The organism is Hymenobacter daecheongensis DSM 21074 (assembly GCF_900141805.1).
Lineage (GTDB): Bacteria > Bacteroidota > Bacteroidia > Cytophagales > Hymenobacteraceae > Hymenobacter > Hymenobacter daecheongensis.
On the sequence record NZ_FQYN01000002.1, the window covers coordinates 98,922 to 117,133 of the forward strand.

Here is an 18,212-nt window from a genome sequence, read left to right on the forward strand (position 1 = left end):
GAACAACAAACCCGGTTGCTCCTAACTTCTAGCTTCTAACTCCCAACTACTTAATTAGGTGGTATGATGCACGCTCTCGTCAAGGAACGGATGATGAACCGGAATCAGGGAAGCCTGCGACAGACGCTTGGTAAACAGAATCAGGTAGCTGCCCAGGAAAATCAGCGCTATGCCAATCTCAATGATAAACCCGTTGTCGCCCTTCATAGTTGCCGGCATGAACATCAAATAGAAGTCCGACCAGTGACCAATGAGAATGGCGATGCTCACGATTTTGAGCATAATCATCTGGCGCTTGGCATCCCGCGTCATCATCAGCAAGAAAGGGAAAACGAAGTTGATAGCCAGATTGAAGAAGAAGATCCAGGTGTAAGCGCCGTTGAAGCCGCCCAGGCGCTGATTGTAGTAAACCGCTTCTTCGGGCAGGTTGGCATACCAGATCAGCATGAACTGTGAGAACCACACGTAGGTCCAGAAAATGCTGAAGCCAAACATAAATTTGCCCAGATCGTGCAGGTGGTTGGCATTGAGGAAGCGCAGGTAGCCCGCTTGCTTCAGGTAAATAGCCGTCAGCGTAGTCATGGCAATGCCCGATACCCACCACGAGGCAAATACGTACCAACCGAACATGGTCGAGAACCAGTGTACGTCAACCGACATCACCCAGTCCCAGGCCGACATCGACGAGGAAACGGCGTACAGCACCAGGAACAGCGCCGCTACGTTAATGCTTTTGTGGAAGTACTCCGTGCCTCCGTTCAGGTCTTCTGCCAACGACAGCTTGCGCAGGCGCTCGGAGAAGAACCACCAGATGCCTAGAAATACCACCATCCGAATCAGATAGAACGGCAGGTTCAGAAAGCCGCTTTTGCCGGCGATGATGGCATCGTAGTTAGCGCTGCCTTTGGTCATGATGCCGTCGTGCGTCCAGTGGAACAGGTCGTGACGACCCAGCAGGAACACGGCCAACATGATGATAGCACCAGGCAGCAGCCAGGCGCTCATGGCTTCGTTGATGCGCTTGATCATAACCGACCAACCCGCATAAGCCACATACTGCAGGGCTACGAAGAAAGTACCGATGGCCGATATGCCAACGAAGAACACATTGCTGTGCCACAGGCTGACGATGACCCGCTTGAGCCAGATGGGACTACCCGCGTGCTCGCCACCGTGAGCGGCCGCTGCGCCATGCGCCGCACCAGTTGCCTCGTGGTGCTCTGCACCAAGGCCCATGATGGAGGCGATGATACCGAGGGCCAGCAGAATTACGCCGGCCACGATAATCATAAGAAATTTACGGTTGGTGCCCGGCGAAACCTCCAGGTATTCAGCCGTGGCGCTTTCGTGATGCGTCAGAGTTGCCATATCGAGTTAGTTCGCCGTTCCGTTACGCCCAGTGTCTCCCTGACCCGGATTTTCCGAGCCTTTGTCGGCCCCCGCCTCTAGCGTGGGCTTTTGCGTCATCGAGTCGTTCGACTGCGAAGAGTCGCTGACCATCGTGCCGCTGGCTTTCAGGTAATCTTCCATGCCGTCCGGGCCTTTGCCCAGTTGCAGCATCCGGACATACATGGCAATCTTCCAGCGCTCCTCGGGGTTCACCTGCGACCCATGCGGCATCATGCGGTTGCGGCCCCACTGAATAACGTGGTAGATGTGGCCTTCATTCATGGTCTTGTAAGCGCCCGCCGAATAGTTGGGAACCCCTTTGAACTTGATGCCGACCAGTCCTTGCCCGTCGCCTTGCTCACCGTGGCAGTGCAGGCAATTGCGCACGTACAGCGCCTTGCCCTCTTCTAGATTGGCTTTGGAATGGGCATACGGATTGCGCAGCTTGCGCTCAGCCGTCCCTACGCTATCCTTGGGAATGTGCGAGTAATAGTTCTCTTTGCCGCGGGCCACGGTACCAACCACCGGGGTCCGCTCGTTGATGCCCATCGGGTTGATGGTGTTCGTGTTCACCTGACGCAGCGGATCGTACGGAATAGATTCGTACATCTGCGGCGCATATTCGATGCCGGGATTATCGGCCTGGTTGCAGCTGGTAGCGACCACCGAGCCAAACAGGATAGCCGACGCTTGCAGACCTAGTTTCAGCGAATGCGTCATTAGTTCTTAGTCATTTCTTTTTCGTTCACCTCCGATGCGCCATTCTCGCGCAGCAGCTTGGTCAGGCCGTTCAGGTCCGAGTTTTCGTTCAGCTCAATGGCCACTACGAACTTGTCGTCGGTAGAGCGAACGTCAAGCACCGGCGTTTTCCACCGTGGGTAGAGCTTGCTGATAGTGTAGAAGGTAATCACCATGCCGTGGCAGGTGAAAAACACCGTCAATTCGAAGGAAACCGGAATGAAGGCGGGCAGCGCAATGTGCGGCTTACCGCCGATAATCATCGGCCAGTCGAAGCCCAGCATATAGATCTGCATCCACAGAGCGAAGGCCAGACCCGTCATGCCGTAGAAGAAAGCGGCAATCGGGAGGCGCGACCGTTCGATGCCCAGTGCATCGTCCATACCGTGGATCGGGAAAGGCGTGAACACTTCGTAGATTTTGACACCCGCACCGCGAATGTTTTCTACCGCGTGCAGCAGCACATCTTCGTCTTCAAAGATGCCGAGGGCGAAGCGCTTAGTCATGCTTGTTATAGTTTACCGGAGCCGTAGCAGGGACTCCGTGGGTGGTCGTCTGATGGGGAGCGTGGGCATGCGGATCAACGCCGGTGTAAGTCGGGCCGTTGTCCACCGTGTACTTCAGAATGGTTTTCACCTCGGCCATGTTAATTACGGGGAAGAACTTGGCGAAGAGCAGGAACAGCGTGAAGAACAGACCCAGCGTACCGACATAGATGCCAATATCGATGCGCGTTGGCGAGAACATTACCCACGACGAAGGCAGGTAGTCGCGGTGCAGCGAGGTAACGATAATCACGAAGCGCTCGAACCACATGCCGATATTCACGATGATCGACAGAACGAAAGTCAGCGGAATGCTGTAGCGCACTTTGCGGATCCAGACCAGCTGCGGCGTAATTACGTTGCAGGTCATCATAGCCGCGTAAGCCCACCAGTACGGGCCGGTGGCGCGGTTGATGAAGGCATATTGCTCAAACTCAACCTGCGAGTACCAGGCAATGAAGAACTCCGTGATGTAAGCCACACCCACAATCGAACCCGTAATCATCATGATTTTATTCATGAGGGCAATGTGCTCGAGAGTGATGTAGTCTTCCAGCTTGAATACGACCCGCGTGATAAGCATCAGGGTCAGTACCATGGCGAAGCCGGAGAAGATAGCGCCGGCCACGAAGTATGGGGGGAAGATAGTAGTGTGCCAGCCCGGAACGACCGAGGTAGCAAAGTCCATCGATACAATGGTGTGAACCGACAGTACCAGCGGCGTGGAAACGCCGGCTAGAATCAGCGACACGGTTTCGTAGCGGCTCCAATGCTTGGCCGAGCCGGTCCAGCCCATGCTCAGCAGCGAGTAAGCTACTTTGGCAATCGGACCTTTAGCCCGGTCACGGATGGTAGCGAAGTCGGGCACCAGACCTGTGTACCAGAACACCAGCGATACAGTGAAGTAGGTCGAAATGGCGAATACGTCCCAAAGCAGCGGCGAATTGAAGTTAGCCCACAGCGAACCGAACGTGTTCTGCAGTGGGAAAACCCAGTAAGCCAGCCACGGACGACCCATGTGCAGCACCGGGAACATGGCGGCGCAGATTACGGCGAAGATGGTCATTGCCTCGGCCGCACGGTTGATGGAGGAGCGCCACTTTTGCCGGAACAGCAGCAGCACCGCCGAAATCAGCGTGCCGGCGTGACCGATACCTACCCACCACACGAAGTTGGTGATGTCCCAGGCCCAGCCAACCGTTTTATTCAGTCCCCACTCTCCAATGCCATACCACAGAGTGCGGTAAACGGAGTACAGGAAAATACCCAGGAAAAAGAGGGCTACGCTCAGGGCGGCCATCCACCGAACATTCGGTTTGGCCTCTACCTGGCGGCACACGTCTACGGTGACGTCGTGGTACGTCTTCCCCCCGGTAACGAGCGGCTCGCGTACGGCTGATACGTGCTGCATAGGATTGTTTTTTGTTATGGTCTTGGGGTCTTAGGGGCTTGGGAGCTTAGTTTTTTGCTGGCTGGATTGTTCCCGAAAGAAAACCAGGCCCTTGAGTCCCCAATACCCCAATACCCATCAAATTAGGCGTTTTCTTCGACGGAGAAGGCTGATTTCTCCGTGTTCCGGATCTTGGTCAGGTATGTGACGTTGGGCTGCACGTTGATGGTGTCCAGTACGTGGAAAGCCCGCTCGCCATCCTCACGGCGCAACAGCTTCGAGATGCGCGTCTCGGGGTCGCGCATATCACCGAATACAATGGCTTCCGTAGGGCAGGACTGCGCGCAGGCCGTAACCACTTCCCCATCCTTCGGACGACGCTTCTGCTTTTTGGCCTCCAGCTTACCCAGCTGAATGCGCTGCACGCAGAAGCTGCATTTCTCCATCACACCGCGGGCCCGTACCGTCACATCCGGGTTCAGCACCATGCGGCCCAAATCGGTGAACATGTGGCCGTTCACGTTCTCGAACTTCTCATTGGAAGTGTACGAGAACCAGTTGAAGCGACGCACTTTATACGGGCAGTTGTTGGCGCAGTAGCGGGTACCTACGCAACGGTTGTAGGTCATTTGGTTCAGACCTTCCGAACTGTGCGTGGTAGCCAGTACCGGGCACACCGTTTCGCAGGGAGCATGGTTGCAATGCTGGCACATCATCGGCTGGAAAATAACCGACGGATTGTCCGACGGGTCTTCCATGGCCGCGTAAGTGTCCAGCTTGCCTTTCGTCTCAAACTCGTCCTTGTGGTGGTCGGAGCTGTAGTAGCGGTCGATGCGCATCCAGTGCATCTCGCGGCGGTTTATAACTTCCTGCTTGCCCACTACGGCAATGTTGTTTTCCACCTGGCACCCAATCACGCACGAGCCGCAGCCGATGCACGAGTTGAGGTCGATGGCCATGCCCCAGTGGTGGTTCTTGTACTCGTAGTCGTCCCAGAGCGAAACCTTGTTCGGTGCTTCCAGCCCGTCAGGCGTGGCAATCTTCTCGTACTCGGTTACCTCTTTCGGGTTCTTGACATACTGCGCCAAGGTCGACTCCTGCACTACCTGAACCATGCGGTCCATGATGGTGTGGTGCGTCTGGGTCTGGGCAATGGGCGACTGGCTGCCGGTTTTTTCCAGCGTCACCGTATTGGCGTACTGGATGCCGTTAGCCGTTATCATCGCCATTGGGTACACATTAGCCCCAACTTTGTCGCCTACTTTGCCAGCACTCTCCCGGCCGTAGCCGATGGCAATGCTCACGGTGCCTTTGGCCTGGCCGGGCTGAATCAGCACGGGCAGTTCAATGGATTTGCCGTTGGCGGTGATTTTCACCACGTCGCCCTGCTCCCACTTATTGGTCACGGCCATTTCACGCGGCACGGCCAAGTAATTACCCCAGGTAGCTTTCGAAACCGGGTCGGGCAATTCCTGCAGCCATGGGTTGTTAGCTTCGCAGCTACCAGTCCCGATGCCTACTTTCTCATACAGCGCCAACTCTACACCCGAGCCTTTCGGTGCGGCAGACAGCGCCGACACGGCCTGCTGTACGCTCATAGCTGGAGCCGAAGGAGCCGGAGCGGCTGCCGATAGCGTGCCCATTGCCACGCCATCATGCACGGCGGCATCCCAGGCTTTCTGGAAATCACCGGTAAGCACCCCACGCCACGAGGCTTTGAGGTAATTGTAGTAGGATTGCGGATTACCGGCCCAGGTGAGCAAGCTGTCCTGCGCTTGACGAGTAGCAAACAGCGGCGAAATCACCGGTTGTGCCAGGCTCAGGTAGCCGCGCTTGGGCTCGTAGTCGTTCCACGATTCCAGGTAGTTGTGGTCGGGGCAGGCGTAGTAGCACAGCGAGCCGGTTTCGTCCAGCCGGTCATTGAGCGAGATGCTCAGCGGCACTTTGGCGATGCCCGTCTTCACCTTGTCGGCCAGCGGATGGTCGTAGGCGGGGTTGGCGTTATAAAAAATAACCGCGCCCACGGCCCCGCTATTCATGTCGTTTACCAGCTGCACCATGCGGGCATCATCGCCCTGGCGCAACATCGAGGGGCTAGCCAGATCAACGGCCGCGCTGCCGAGAGCCTGGTTGATGGCGGCTACCAGCGTTTGTACGGCTACGTTGTTCGAGCCGGAAACCACAAGGCCGGCAGCGCGGGCTGCTTTCAGCTCGGCCGCAGCCTTCTTGAGCTTGGCGTTCTGAGTAGAGCCGGTACCGGCAATTTCGTTGTACAGCTCCAGCGCGATAGTGCCCATCTCCGAAGGTTTCGCGGCCACGCGCACATCGGCGTTGGAGCCGGTCAGCGTCAGCGCGGTTTCGAACTGGAAGTGACGCGACATGGTCTTCTTCGTGCTCGAAACCTTTCGGTTGGTCACATATTGCTTGGCAAATTCTACCGGCGACAGCCAGGTACCAAGGAAGTCAGCATCCAGGCTCACGATGACGTTGGCCTTGCTGAAATCATAAGAGGGAAGCACGCCGCCATTGGCCCGCAGCAATGCGGAGCTGGAGTTGGCATCGTACTGCACGTGCTGCGTGTTGGGGTAGCGCGCCGCAAACTCCGCAATGACCTTCTTGGTAGTCGGGCTGATGATGGTGTTCGACACGATGGCAATGCGGCCGGTAACGCCCGCCAGCTTCGTGCGAATCTCCTGGTCTACCTTGTCGGTTGCTGCCTTCTGCCCTTTGATGGCAAAGTGCTGCAGCCGGCCGCCGTCGTACAGGTTGAGTACCGAAGCCTGCGCCCGGGCCGACAGGCCCCCTCGCGTAATCGGTGACTCCGGGTTGCCTTCCAGCTTGATGGGCCGACCCTCGCGGGTCTTCACCAGCACGCTGTTGTAGTCGGTGCCGTTGAAGTAAGTGGAGGCGTAAAAGTTGGCAATACCCGGATCAACTTCTTCGGGCTTGTTCAGGTAAGGAATGGCCTTACGGACCGGGGCTTCGCAGCTGGCCAGGGTGGCAGCGGCGATGCCGAAGCCCATGAGTTTGAGGAAGTCGCGGCGGGGCGCTACCGTCGCGTCCGAAGTGCCATAGGCTTCCTTCATCGGCAGAAACTCGCCAAACTCGCTAAGCGCGGTTTTTACGAACTCCGGTGAGCTTTCCAGTTCCTCAATTCCCTTCCAGTACTTAGGCGACTCTTGCATTTGTTTTGGGGACTTAGGGTCTTGGGGACTTGGGGTCTTAGTTTCCTGACCCGGCACAGTCCTCAAGGTAAAGCTTGGTTTTAGTAATGTCTGGTGGCGTAGGAGTCTGAGAGCCGGCGCAGGTCAAACCAACACCCAAGCTCCCAAAACTCCACTAACCAACTAGTAGTGGCACTTCGAGCACTCCGTACCGCCGTTCGACGATACCGTGAACGGAGCCGCGCCGTTGGCCGTCTGGTGCAGCTTCACGAGGTTGTTGTAATAGCCGTTGCCCTTCGTGTTGAGAGGCGTTTCGCGGTGGCAGTTGATGCACCAGCCCATGGTGAGGGCCGAATACTGGTACACCACTTCCATGTTCTGAATCGGGCCGTGGCAGGTCTGGCACTCGATGCCGCCCACCTGCGTGTGCTGCGAGTGGTTGAAGTACGCCAAGTCCGGAATATTGTGGATGCGCACCCACTGGATGGGCTGCTTGCGCTCGATGGCGCGGTAAATCTTCTTGATTTCGGGCGACTCCGTCTTGATCTGCGAGTGGCAGTTCATACAGATGTTGGCCGAAGGAATGTTGGCGCTCTTGCTCTTGTATACTGAAGTGTGGCAATACGCGCAGTTGATCTGGTGCTCGCCGGCGTGCAGCTTGTGCGAGAAGGCAATGGGCTGGGTAGGCTGGTAGCCCTGCGTCAGGCCAATGGCCATCACGCCCTGCACCGACTCATATAGTACCACGAGAGCGAAGATGCCGACTGCCAAACCACGCACCACCGGCGACTTATAGAACTTGGCGAAATCGAAGCGCTGCTCCAGCTGCTCTACGTCGCGACCGTCGAGGTCTTTGCGGCCGCGGAGCACATCCTTCATGATGTTGGCAATGATAACCAGCGTTACCACCATCACAATCAGCACTACTACCAGTACGATGAGCAGGATATCGATGTACTTGCTAGAAGTACTTTCAGCGCCTACACCTGGCGTTTCAGCACCATCGGCAGGCTTGATGCCGGTTCCCTGCGTGGAAGCGGGGCCAGCCGTCTTGCCTTCCTCCGCCGTCACGTAAGAGATAATCGAAGTGATTTCAGCATCGGAGAGCTGGAAGCTCGGCATCTGCTGCTTGCCATACTGGTTGTAGAGCTTCACGGCATATTCGTCGCCGCTGGCTACTACTTTGCTGGAGTTCTTGATCCAGGGAATCAGCCAGGAGATGGGACGGCGCTTGGCGATACCAGCCAGAGCCGGACCAACTACTACGTCGTTGATGGCGTGGCACTGGGCGCAGTTGCCTTTAAACAGGGCATCACCGGCGGCAATAGCGGCGGCATCGCCGGTGGTTGCGCCAGCGGCGGCGGCAGGGGCCGCGGCGGCCGTTGCGCCGGGCACCACCCCTTCTTTGCTCACGGCCGGAGCGGCACCAACCGTTTGGGCCGAAGAACGACCAACGGCAGCAAACGTCAGGAACAGAGCGAGAAAGAGATGGGAAAGAGGACGAAGTCGGATGCTATTCATAGCACTATTTGACTGGGGAAAGGAAACGCGGGGGTACTTCAAGGCCACAAATGTAGGTTGCGAATCGCAGAGAACAAACCCGCCGGGGCTAATTTTCGGCTTTCGGAGCTTGTGTAGAATGATTCTAAAACCAGCATTTTGCCAGATGACCACCCCGGTGCCCGTGCAAGCTGAAGTATGGTTCTGAATTGAGACACCTTATATTTATACAGGTGCCCTGCCCGGCCTCTGTACTTACCGATTCACCGGGCAAATGTTTTGCGGGCTAGCAATCAGCTTATTATAGGCTGGCTTATTTGCGCGATTTTGTGCTGGCGACTAGTACGAGGCGAAAAAAAATGTACCTTTGCCCCCTCAATAAGTTTTTTCACCCTAATTTTTTCATCCCGTCTAATGGAAGTAAGAAATTACGAGACGGTCTTCATCCTGACTCCCGTGCTGAACGAGAGCCAGGTACAAGAGACGATCGAGAAGTTCACCCAGGTGCTTAAGGAAAATAGCGCCGACATTATCCACGCTGAAAACTGGGGCCTCAAGAAATTGGCCTACCCAATTCAGAAGAAATCAACCGGGTACTACCACCTCGTTGAGTTCACTGGCTCGGGCAACATCGTTGACGTGCTTGAGCTGGCCTTCCGCCGCGACGAGCGTGTTATCCGCTTCCTGACCACGGTGCTCGATAAGCACGCCGTGGCTTATGGTGAGCGTCGCCGCAAGGGCGAGATGAACCAGCAGAAAGCTAAAAAAGAATCGGAAGCCGCCGTAGCACAATAAGGATATGAGCCTCGCCAACGAAAGAATCCACAAGCAGGACACACGCGTGAAGTATTGCCGCTTCAAGAAAGCCGGCATTAAGTACGTGGACTACAAAGACCCGAATTTCCTGTTGAAGTTCGTGAACGAGCAGGGCCGCATTCTGCCCCGCCGCATCACGGGCACCAGCCTGAAGTTCCAGCGCAAAGTAGCCCAGGCCGTGGCCAAAGCCCGTCACCTGGCGCTGATGCCGTACGTAACCGATTCGCTGAAGTAACCCCTAACGACGACTGAGATGGAAGTAATTCTGAAAGACGACGTAAAGAACCTGGGCTACAAGAACGACATCGTTACTGTGAAGCCCGGCTACGGTCGCAACTACCTGCTCCCGCAGGGTCTGGCTATTCTGGCCGACAAATCCAACAAGAAGGTGATTGCTGAGAACGTGCGTCAGGCCGCTCACAAAGCCGAGAAAATCAAAACCGAAGCGCAGGGCGTGGCCAACCAGATTGGCGACGCGGCATTCGACATCAAAGCGAAAGTGGGTGAAACCGGCAAGATTTTCGGCCGGGTAACCACGCTGCAGCTCGCTGAGGCCCTCAAGGCCAAAGGCATTGATGTAGACCGCAAGCGCATTTCCTTCGATCAGGAGCCTACGGCTGCCGGTGAGTACACCGCTACCGTAAACCTGCACAAGGAAGTGAAGCACCAAGTACGCTTCAACGTAGTAGCTGAGTAAGCTGCTGCCCAACAGGCTTGGAAAGCCCGGTCACTGCGGTGACCGGGCTTTTTTGCTGTTTGCCGAAGCTGGCCCGGCAGGCTTTGGGGCCGCCCGGCCTGACAGGCTTGCCGCCGCTATCCGGCCGAATGAATTTGGGCGCAATGCGGGCTGGCGCACAGATTCTGTTCTTTTCCCGATACCTTTGGTAAACCCAACTGCGGAATAATCCTGTAGAAGATATTCCCGTTGCCTAACCGTTTATCCAGCCGCCGCGGGCTGCCCACTACGCTTCTTTTGGCCGAGAGCAGCGAGTTGAGTAGGTTGCCAATCCGTTGGCCGGCTCCCGGCCCTATTGCTTTCGAATGTTTCGCACTGAAGTACCACTTACGCCTCATCCCTCGCAGTTGCCCCTGGCGGCCCGCGTGCTGACGATAGGCTCCTGCTTTTCCGATACCATTGGTAGTCGGCTGGCGCAGCACAAGGTTGACGCGCTGGTCAATCCGTTTGGCACCGTGTTCAACCCGTTGTCGGCGTGTATGCTGCTGCGGGCGGCGGCCGGCGAGGAAATGGACTGGCAGCAGCATTTGGTAGAGGCCCGCGGCCGCTGGCAGAGCTATGATTTGCCCGCCGAAATCGGGGCCGAGTCGCCGGTAGTGCTGCTGGAGCAGATTCGGGAGGTGGTGGCGCGCACGGGCCGGTTTCTGGAAAGCGCTGATGTGGTGGTGCTCACGCTGGGTACGGCTTTCGCCTACCGGCTGGCGGAAACGCAGGAGCTGGTAAGCAACTGCCACAAGATTCCGGCGGAGAAGTTTGAGAAGGAGCTGCTAACTCCGGACGAGGTGATAAACGCCGTGGCGGAAACGCATGCCGCGCTGCGCCTGAAAAACCCCAAGCTGCGCTTCATTCTGACCGTGAGCCCGGTGCGCCACCTCAAAGATACGCTGCCGCTGAACGCGGTAAGCAAGTCGGTGCTGCGCGTGGCCTGCCACTACCTGAGTGAGCTGCTGCCCGATGTGTCGTATTTCCCGGCCTACGAGCTGCTGCTGGACGATTTGCGCGACTACCGCTTCTACGCGGCCGACATGCTGCACCCATCGGAAGTGGCCGAGAACTACATCTGGGAGCGGTTTACGCGCACGTATTTCGACCAAGCTTTCGGGCGCTTCAAGAAAGAATGGGAAGCCGTGCAGCAGGCCCTGGGGCATCGGCCGCTGTATGCGGCCGCGCCGGAGCACCGCACTTTCCTGGAAAACACGCTGGAACGGTTGCAGAAGCTGGCTGCACAAGCCGATGTGCGCCGCGAAATCCGGGAAGTGCAGCAACAGCTAGCGGCCCTGCCGTTGCCGCCGCAGCCCAAGCCCCTGGCCGAGCCAGAGCCGGACGACGACGAGGAGCGCATCGACATTGGCGAAGCCGCCGACGTGGAGAATACCGCACCGCCAGCTTCGGTGCCGGTCCACGTCGAGCATACCCGGCCGATACGCCTGGCCCAGCCACCAGTAACCGCCGCGCCGGTCGTGGCGGTGCCGGAACCGGTGGCAGAGGAACTGCCGGATCAGTTGGAAACGGCCGGAGAAACAGAAGTACCAGTCGTTGGGGAAGTAGCCCCGCCGAAAAAGAAGCGCCGCTCCCGCGGCGGGGCCAAGCGCACGGCGCGGAAAAATGCCGCCCGCGCCGCGCTGGAAGCAGCCCAGCAAACGGCGGTCAGCGCGACATCGGTGACAGTAGCCGAACCGGTGGCACCGCTGCCGACGGTGGTAGCGCCGGAAGCCGAGGCTGCGCAGCCGGAGCCGGAAGTGCCGCTCCTGCGCCAGGAGCTGGAAATCATCCATGAGCTTCCCGTAGTGGAGCCCGCTCCTACCCCGGCGCCGCGACCGGTAGTAGCTTACGAAAGGTCCAATCCTCGGCCTCACACCGATTGGCTGGTGCCGATGAAGGACGATGCAGAGGCTCCGACGCTGCCTAAGCGTCAGAACAAAGGCATTGTTCGGACCCCGCCAGCCCGCAAAAATGTGAAAGCAGCGATTGTAGCGCCTCCCGGCTCGGCTGCCAAAAGCAAGGCAACACTGCCAGCTGAGGCCCCAATGTCGGCGGTGACAGCGGCTCCTGTAGCGTCGGAGCCGGAACTCGCGCCGGAAACGACTGTTCCGACGGTAGCGACGGCGGCAGACGCAACTACCAGTCCGACCACCATCGAAGAAGCCACCGCCGCGCCGAAAGTCAAAGCGGCGGTTAAGACTAAAGCCGCCCCGAAGAAAACGGCGGCCCCGAAAGCAGCCACGCAGGCCGCTGCCAAACCTGCCGTCGCCAAAGCGCCGGCCAAGCCAAAAGCAGCACGGGCACCCCGCAAGCCGGCGGCAGCGCCGGTTGAAGCGCCGCCGGTGGTGGCAGCACCCGTGGCGGAGGCAGCACCGGCGAAAGCCGCGCCCAAAAAGCGCGTGCGGCCACCGCGCAAGAAACCCGCGCAGCCCGACGAAACCGCATAATTCCTTTACTTCGAAACCCAGCCCCCAACGGCTGGGTTTCGTGTTTTCCACTTCTTCCGCCCGCCTGATGTCTGCTGTCCAGCCTGCCCACACTAACCGCCTCAGCCAGGAATCCAGCCCGTATCTGCAACAGCACGCGCACAACCCGGTGGATTGGTATCCGTGGGGCGAGGAGGCACTGGCGCGGGCGCGGGCCGAGCAGAAGCCGATTCTGGTGAGCATTGGCTACGCGGCCTGCCATTGGTGCCATGTGATGGAGCGCGAGTCGTTCGAGAATGAGCAGATTGCGGCGGCCATGAACGCGCATTTCGTGTGCATCAAGGTGGACCGGGAGGAGCGGCCCGATGTGGACCAAGTGTATATGGATGCGCTGCACGCTATGGGCCTGCCGGGCGGCTGGCCGCTGAACGTGTTTCTGACCCCCGAGGCCAAGCCGTTTTACGGCGGCACTTACTTCGCCCCGCGCAACTTTGCGCAGCTGCTGGCAAGCATTGGAGAGGCGTATCAGAATGAAAACCGGTGGGAGCTGGAGCAGTCGGCGGAGAAGTTTGCGGAGGCTTTGCGCACCAGCGACTTAGCCAAATACGGCCTGCAGCCTTCAGAAGCGGGTTTTTCGGCGGACCAGTTTAAGCTGCTGGTGTATAATCTGAGCCAGAAGTTTGACCGCGAGAAAGGAGGTACGAACCGCGCGCCGAAGTTTCCGATGCCTAGCATCTGGCGGTTTCTGCTCCGCACGCACGCGGCTACCGGCAGTCAATCGGTGCTGAACCAAGCCTTGCTGACGCTGCGCGAAATGGCCTGGGGCGGTATTTATGACCAGGCCGGCGGCGGCTTTGCCCGCTACTCCACCGACACCGAGTGGCTGGCTCCGCACTTCGAGAAGATGCTGTACGACAACGGCCAGCTGGTGAGCTTGTATGCCGAAGCCTACCAGGTAACGCAGGACGAGCTTTTCCGGGAGGTGGTGTACGATACGGTGGCTTTCGTGGCGCGGGAGCTGCAGAGTCCGGAAGGCGGGTTTTACTCGGCGCTGGATGCCGATAGTGAGGGCGAGGAAGGCAAGTTCTACGTGTTTACCAAAGATGAGCTGAAAAGCCTGTTGGGCGACGAGGAGCTGCTTTTTTCTGATTATTACGGCTGCACGGCTCTCGGCAACTGGGAGCACGGCCGTAACATTTTGCACCGCCGCCAGACCGATGCCGACTTTGCCCGCAAGCACGAGCTGCAGCCCGGCGTGGTGGCCGAAATGGTGCTCGACTGGAAAGCCACCATCCTGGAGGCCCGCGCCCGGCGCCCCCGCCCCGCCCTCGACGACAAAATCCTGACCGGCTGGAATGCCCTCATGCTCAGCGGCCTACTGGATGCGTACCGGGCTTTCGGCGATGCTTATTTTCTGGAGCTGGCGCTGCACAATGCGCACTTTCTGGAAGAAAAGCTCCGCCACGGCCCGCGCCTGTTCCGCAGCTACAAAGCCGGCCGCGCCTCTATTGATGCCTTTCTGGAAGATTACGCGCTGCTGATTCAGGCGTATATCAGCCTCTACGAAGTAACCTTTGACGCGCATTGGCTGCGGACGGCGGACACGCTGAACGAATACGTGCTGGCGCATTTTTTCGACCCCCGCGAGCAGCAGTTTTTCTTTATCAATGATGCCGGCGAGCAGCTTATTGCCCGCAAAAAGGAGCTGTTCGACAACGTAATTCCCGGTTCCAACTCGGTGATGGCGCACAACCTGCACCGGTTGGGCCTGCACCTCGACAACCCTCGCTACCAGGAGCTGGCCGCGGCTATGCTCCGGCAGGTGCAGGCGCTGGCGGTGAAGGAGCCGCAGCACCTCACCAACTGGGCCGCGCTGTATGCGGCCCTACTGTACCCGACGGCCGAAATTGCCATTGTCGGGCCGGAGGCGGAAGCGTACCGGCACGAACTGAGCCGGCATTTTCTGCCGAATGCGGTGCTGGCCGGGGCGGCTGAGGCGACGGACAACCTGCCGTTGCTGCGGCAGCGCCCGGTTTTGGATGGCAAGACTACGCTTTATGTGTGCTTCAACCGCGCCTGCCGCTTGCCGGTGCATACTGTGGCGGAGGCGCTGGCGCAGCTGCGGGAAGCCGACCAGGAATAAGCCATCCTGTTTCCTGAATATTCAGCCCTCGCCGTGCGTATTCTCGGCTGTGGGCCGAATCATCGGCCCGGCAGTTTATCTTTACGGTTCCGCTGTTAGTACCCTGCCCGTTGAGCCTCACTTTTGACTTTGTCCAGCCCGAGCCGGCTGCCACCGACCGTATCACGCTGTTTTGCGACGTGATTTTGCCGCTGCCGCTGCCCAAGCTCTATACCTACCGCGTGCCCTACGAGATGAACGACGACGTCGTTATCGGGGGCCGGGTGATTGTGCAGTTCGGAGCCAAAAAGACGCTCAGCTGCATTGTAGCGGCCGTACACGAGACGCCGCCGGCCTTGTACCAGGCCAAGTACGTGCTCGAATTTATCGACGACGCGCCGGTGGTGACCCAGGCCCAGCTGAAGCTGTTTCGCTGGATGGCTGACTATTATATGTGTACGCTGGGCGAGGTGATAAACGCGGCGCTGCCCTCGGCCTTGAAGCTCAGCTCGGAGTCGCGGATTCAGCTGCATCCGGCTTTTGTGCGCGAGGAGCCCACTTACCCTCTCAGTGAGCAGGAGGAGAAGATTGTGGAGGCGCTGAGCACCGAAGACGGCAAGGCGCTGACGTTTACCGAAGTCGGCGACCTGCTGGGCAGCACCAACTTCCACAAGGTTATCAAGTCGCTGATTCAGAAGGATGTCATCTTTCTGTTTGAGCACCTGGCCGATAAGTTTTCGCCCAAGGTGGTGAAGAAGGTGCGGCTGGCCCACCATTTCGTGGCCGAGGCGGCGCTGGAAACGCTGTTTCAGCAGCTGGCCGGGCGGCCTAAGCAGCTGGATGTGCTGATGCGCTACCTGCAGAAAGTGCCCGTGTATCAGAACGAGTACAGCAACCACCAGGGCATCGAAAAGGCGTACCTGACCAGCGCCCCGCACCTCTCCCCTTCCGCCGTCAACACGCTCATCAAAAACGGCGTGCTGGAGCAGTTCGACGTGATTGTGTCGCGGTTTCCGCTCGGCGATTCGCCGGAGGCCAAGCTGCATTTCTCGCTGAGCGAGGCCCAGGTGGCGGCTCAGGCTGATATTCTGCAGCAATTCACCGAAAAGGACATTGTGCTGCTGCACGGCGTGACGGGTGCGGGCAAAACCGAAATCTACATTGAGCTGATCCGCAAGGCGCTGGAAGGCGGTGGGCAGGTGCTATACCTGCTGCCCGAAATTGCCCTCACGGCCCAGATCGTGACCCGGCTGATGCGCGTGTTTGGCTCGCGGCTGGGCGTGTACCACTCCAAGTTTTCGGACAATGAGCGGGTGGAAGTGTGGAACGGCGTGCTGTCGGGCCGGTTCCAGGTGGTAGTGGGCGTGCGCTCCGCCGTGTTTCTGCCGTTTGATAACGTCTCGCTCATCATCGTGGACGAGGAGCACGAATCGAGCTACAAGCAGTACGACCCCTCACCGCGCTACAACGCCCGCGAGGTGGCGCTGATGATGGCCAACTTCCAGGGCGCCAAAACTCTGCTCGGCTCGGCCACACCCTCGGTGGAAACCTACTACCAGACCCGGGCCGGCCGCTGGGGCCTGGTCACGCTCACCAAGCGCTTCGGCGAGGCCGGCCTGCCCGAAATCGAGCTGGTGGACACCCGCAAGGGCCGGGAGCAGAAAACGATGCTCAACCACTTCACGCCCGAGCTGATGAGCGAGATGGAGCGCAAGCTGGCGCTGAAGGAGCAGGTGATTCTGTTTCAGAACCGCCGCGGCTACTCCCCGTTCATCAACTGCCTCGACTGCGGCTGGATTCCGAAGTGCAAGAACTGCGCGGTGAGCCTGAGCTACCACAAGCACGCCCACGAGCTACGCTGCCACTACTGCGGCTTCCACGATCGGATGCCGGTGGAATGCCCCGCCTGCGGCTCGCGCAATCTGAAAACCGTCGGCTTCGGCACCGAGAAGATTGAGGACGACCTCAAAATCATGCTGCCCCAGGCCAACGTGCAGCGCATGGACCTCGACACGACCCGCGCCAAAAACTCCTACCAGCAGATCATTGCCGACTTTGAAAACCAGGTGACCAACGTGCTAGTGGGCACCCAAATGGTAACCAAAGGCCTCGATTTCGCCAACGTGAGCTTAGTCGGTATCATCAACGCCGATAGCATCATCCACTACCCCGACTTCCGAGCCCACGAGCGGGCGTTTCAGATGTTCGTGCAGGTGAGCGGGCGGGCCGGGCGCAAGGGCAAGAAGGGCAAGGTCATCATCCAGACTGCTGACCCGGCCCAGGTCATCTTCGACAAAGTAATTCGCAACGACTACCTCGAATTTTACGAGTACGAAATCACCCAGCGCCGCGAATACGGCTTCCCGCCCTTCATGCGCGTGATTCGGATGACGGTGAAGCACGTGGACCAATTGGTGGCCGAGCAGGCGGCCATTCTGCTCACGCAGGAACTGGTCGATAGGCTGGGCCGCGAGGCCGTGCTGGGGCCTGAAGCGCCCTACATCTTCCGCATCCGCAACTTCTATCTGCAGGAAATAACCATTAAGCTCGACCGGGAACACACCGTACTTAAGCACGCCAAAAGCGAAATCATGGCTGCTATCAACGTGGTAAAGGATCAGAAGGAATTCAAGCAGGCCCGGCTGGTGGCTGATGTAGACCCGATGTAGCACAGCGCCGACTTTGTCAATAACCTACAAACAGCAAGCCCCACCTGAAAAGTCAGGTGGGGCTTGCTGTTGAGTTGTGGTCTGCTTTATACTTCGTCGAGCAGGCCCAGCACGATAAGGATAACGCCGATGACGGCAATGATGGCTCCCAGCAGGCCAATGATGCCACCAAAAATGCCCAGCAGGGCACCCACCAGCAACAGAATGATGCCCGTGCGGATATTGCTGCTCAGTTTTGAGGCAGCCGCAGTTTCCTTCTTGGTGAGCGTTGATTTGCTGGCGAGCTTATTCGCTTTGTTCAGTACACTGGCTACCGCCGCGCGCTGCACCAGATTCAGTTTCGGAGCGGCGGCTGCTTTGGGGGCAGCAGGAGCAGCTACCGTAGGGGTAGCACGCTGGGCCGGAGCAGCAGCGGGCGCTGCTACCGCTACTACCGCGTTTGTGGTCGTTGTAGGCGCCGGAGCGGTGGTTTCGGCTGCCACGGGCGCTACCTCCGGCGCTACTGCTACCGAGCGGGTTGTGCCATGGTAAGGCGTGGTTTTGGGCAACATGGCGTACTCACCGCGGCTGCAGCTACTCAGGGCAACGACAACGGCAGCAACGGCCGTCAGCTTGTTCAGGATTCCGGACAAGTGTTTCATGGGTGTTGGGGTTTGGGATGAGTTCAATGAAGCGCATTTTACGGAACGAAATCAAAAAAAGCAGCATTTTTTGCTAATTCCATGCACCGACAAT

The 18,212-nt window shown here is 58.5% G+C and carries 13 protein-coding genes; 6 read left to right on the top strand and 7 right to left on the bottom strand.

The window, feature by feature from the left end:
- Window positions 1-54 precede the first annotated feature (54 nt).
- The 6 genes from BUB62_RS03380 to BUB62_RS03405 all read right to left on the bottom strand — a co-directional run bounded on the left by BUB62_RS03380 (window position 55) and on the right by BUB62_RS03405 (window position 8,747).
- Window positions 55-1,368 carry a quinol:cytochrome C oxidoreductase gene (locus BUB62_RS03380; protein WP_073106209.1) on the bottom strand — a complete coding sequence of 438 codons (1,314 nt, stop codon included), beginning with the start codon at window positions 1,366-1,368 and terminating at the stop codon, window positions 55-57.
- A 6-nt stretch (window positions 1,369-1,374) separates the two neighbouring features.
- Window positions 1,375-2,109, bottom strand: coding sequence for a c-type cytochrome (locus BUB62_RS03385; protein ID WP_073106210.1), 735 nt, complete (start codon window positions 2,107-2,109; stop codon window positions 1,375-1,377).
- Window positions 2,109-2,633, bottom strand: coding sequence for a DUF3341 domain-containing protein (locus BUB62_RS03390; RefSeq protein WP_073106213.1), 525 nt, complete (start codon window positions 2,631-2,633; stop codon window positions 2,109-2,111). Before BUB62_RS03390 ends, BUB62_RS03385 begins: the two co-directional genes overlap by 1 nt.
- A complete protein-coding gene (gene nrfD, locus BUB62_RS03395) occupies window positions 2,626-4,083 on the bottom strand; it encodes an NrfD/PsrC family molybdoenzyme membrane anchor subunit (protein WP_084538796.1) in 1,458 nt (485 codons plus the stop codon). Before nrfD ends, BUB62_RS03390 begins: the two co-directional genes overlap by 8 nt.
- A 122-nt stretch (window positions 4,084-4,205) precedes the next feature.
- Window positions 4,206-7,247: a TAT-variant-translocated molybdopterin oxidoreductase gene (locus BUB62_RS03400; RefSeq protein ID WP_073106217.1), complete on the bottom strand. Its 3,042-nt coding sequence runs from the start codon at window positions 7,245-7,247 to the stop codon at window positions 4,206-4,208.
- Window positions 7,248-7,409: 162 nt separating this feature from the next.
- Window positions 7,410-8,747, bottom strand: a complete 1,338-nt coding sequence (locus BUB62_RS03405) for a c-type cytochrome (RefSeq protein WP_073106219.1) — start codon at window positions 8,745-8,747, stop codon at window positions 7,410-7,412.
- Between the two features lie 393 nt (window positions 8,748-9,140).
- On the opposite strand from BUB62_RS03405, the gene rpsF reads away from it, so the two are divergent.
- The 6 genes from rpsF (at window position 9,141) to priA (ending at window position 17,477) form a co-directional block, all read left to right on the top strand.
- On the top strand, window positions 9,141-9,521 hold the full coding sequence (gene rpsF / locus BUB62_RS03410; RefSeq protein ID WP_073106222.1) for a 30S ribosomal protein S6: 381 nt from the start codon (window positions 9,141-9,143) through the stop codon (window positions 9,519-9,521).
- 4 nt (window positions 9,522-9,525) lie between these two features.
- Entirely contained in the window at window positions 9,526-9,777 is a 252-nt protein-coding gene (rpsR, locus tag BUB62_RS03415; protein WP_073106224.1) for a 30S ribosomal protein S18, read from the top strand.
- 18 nt (window positions 9,778-9,795) lie between these two features.
- Window positions 9,796-10,239, top strand: coding sequence for a 50S ribosomal protein L9 (rplI, locus tag BUB62_RS03420; RefSeq protein WP_073106227.1), 444 nt, complete (start codon window positions 9,796-9,798; stop codon window positions 10,237-10,239).
- A 344-nt stretch (window positions 10,240-10,583) separates the two neighbouring features.
- Window positions 10,584-12,707: a GSCFA domain-containing protein gene (locus BUB62_RS03425; RefSeq protein WP_084538797.1), complete on the top strand. Its 2,124-nt coding sequence runs from the start codon at window positions 10,584-10,586 to the stop codon at window positions 12,705-12,707.
- 67 nt (window positions 12,708-12,774) lie between these two features.
- Window positions 12,775-14,829, top strand: coding sequence for a thioredoxin domain-containing protein (locus BUB62_RS03430; RefSeq protein ID WP_073106232.1), 2,055 nt, complete (start codon window positions 12,775-12,777; stop codon window positions 14,827-14,829).
- A 110-nt stretch (window positions 14,830-14,939) separates the two neighbouring features.
- Window positions 14,940-17,477, top strand: coding sequence for a replication restart helicase PriA (priA, locus tag BUB62_RS03435; RefSeq protein ID WP_073106234.1), 2,538 nt, complete (start codon window positions 14,940-14,942; stop codon window positions 17,475-17,477).
- An 86-nt stretch (window positions 17,478-17,563) separates the two neighbouring features.
- Here priA and BUB62_RS03440 read toward each other — a convergent pair whose 3' ends face one another.
- Entirely contained in the window at window positions 17,564-18,118 is a 555-nt protein-coding gene (locus BUB62_RS03440) for a hypothetical protein (RefSeq protein WP_073106236.1), read from the bottom strand.
- Window positions 18,119-18,212: the final 94 nt, after the last annotated feature.

Bases quoted from the DNA above. Each gene is read 5' to 3' on its own strand.
- BUB62_RS03380 (WP_073106209.1), bottom strand. From the start codon at position 1,368: ATGGCAACTCTGACGCATCACGAAAGCGCCACGGCTGAATACCTGGAG.
- BUB62_RS03385 (WP_073106210.1), bottom strand. From the start codon at position 2,109: ATGACGCATTCGCTGAAACTAGGTCTGCAAGCGTCGGCTATCCTGTTT.
- BUB62_RS03390 (WP_073106213.1), bottom strand. From the start codon at position 2,633: ATGACTAAGCGCTTCGCCCTCGGCATCTTTGAAGACGAAGATGTGCTG.
- nrfD (WP_084538796.1), bottom strand. From the start codon at position 4,083: ATGCAGCACGTATCAGCCGTACGCGAGCCGCTCGTTACCGGGGGGAAG.
- BUB62_RS03400 (WP_073106217.1), bottom strand. From the start codon at position 7,247: ATGCAAGAGTCGCCTAAGTACTGGAAGGGAATTGAGGAACTGGAAAGC.
- BUB62_RS03405 (WP_073106219.1), bottom strand. From the start codon at position 8,747: ATGAATAGCATCCGACTTCGTCCTCTTTCCCATCTCTTTCTCGCTCTG.
- rpsF (WP_073106222.1), top strand. From the start codon at position 9,141: ATGGAAGTAAGAAATTACGAGACGGTCTTCATCCTGACTCCCGTGCTG.
- rpsR (WP_073106224.1), top strand. From the start codon at position 9,526: ATGAGCCTCGCCAACGAAAGAATCCACAAGCAGGACACACGCGTGAAG.
- rplI (WP_073106227.1), top strand. From the start codon at position 9,796: ATGGAAGTAATTCTGAAAGACGACGTAAAGAACCTGGGCTACAAGAAC.
- BUB62_RS03425 (WP_084538797.1), top strand. From the start codon at position 10,584: ATGTTTCGCACTGAAGTACCACTTACGCCTCATCCCTCGCAGTTGCCC.
- BUB62_RS03430 (WP_073106232.1), top strand. From the start codon at position 12,775: ATGTCTGCTGTCCAGCCTGCCCACACTAACCGCCTCAGCCAGGAATCC.
- BUB62_RS03440 (WP_073106236.1), bottom strand. From the start codon at position 18,118: ATGAAACACTTGTCCGGAATCCTGAACAAGCTGACGGCCGTTGCTGCC.